The 562-nt window shown below is 72.2% G+C and carries 1 protein-coding gene; it reads right to left on the bottom strand.

The window, feature by feature from the left end; genetic code table 11:
• Positions 1 to 492: acyl-CoA dehydrogenase family protein (locus ACGWYJ_RS38995; protein WP_395111744.1), on the bottom strand; the 492-nt coding region annotated here is incomplete at its 3' end.
• Between the last annotated feature and the right edge of the window lie 70 nt (positions 493 to 562).

Raw genomic sequence — 562 nt, 5'->3', positions numbered from 1 at the left:
GTCCGCGTTGGTGTTCCACACCTTCTGCCCGGTCACCACGTAGTGGTCGCCCTCGCGCCGCGCGGTGGTGCGCAGGCCGGGCAGGTCCGAGCCGGCCTCCGGCTCGGAGAATCCCTGCGCCCAGAGGATGTCGGCGCGCAGCGTGGGACGCAGGTACCTGGCCTTCTGCTCGGGCGTGCCGTGCCTGATGATCGTGGGCCCGACCATGTCCCAGCCCGTCCCGGGATGCCCGGGGGCCCGCACCCTGGACATCTCCTCGTGGTAGATGACCTGCCGCCTGAACGGCAGGTCCATGCCGCCGTACTCGCGGGGCCAGGACGGCCCGGCGAACCCGTGGTCGAACTTGGTGGCGGCCCACGCCTTGGCGAAGGCCAGCCGCTCGGCCGCGCCCTTGGGCGGCTTCCCGGGCGCGTGCTCCTTCAGGAACGCGCGCACGGACTCACGGAACGCGCGGTCATCGGACCCTGCGTCAGTGGCCATGTCAGTGGCCATCGGCCCCTCCTTCGGCGATCCCGGTGAGCCGGGCGAGCCTGTCGCGGTGCCAGTCCGGTGTGCCGAACAG

The sequence above is a fragment of the Actinomadura sp. SCN-SB genome, assembly GCF_043906805.1.
GTDB lineage: Bacteria > Actinomycetota > Actinomycetes > Streptosporangiales > Streptosporangiaceae > Spirillospora.
This window is presented reverse-complemented; position numbering and strand designations above follow the sequence as displayed.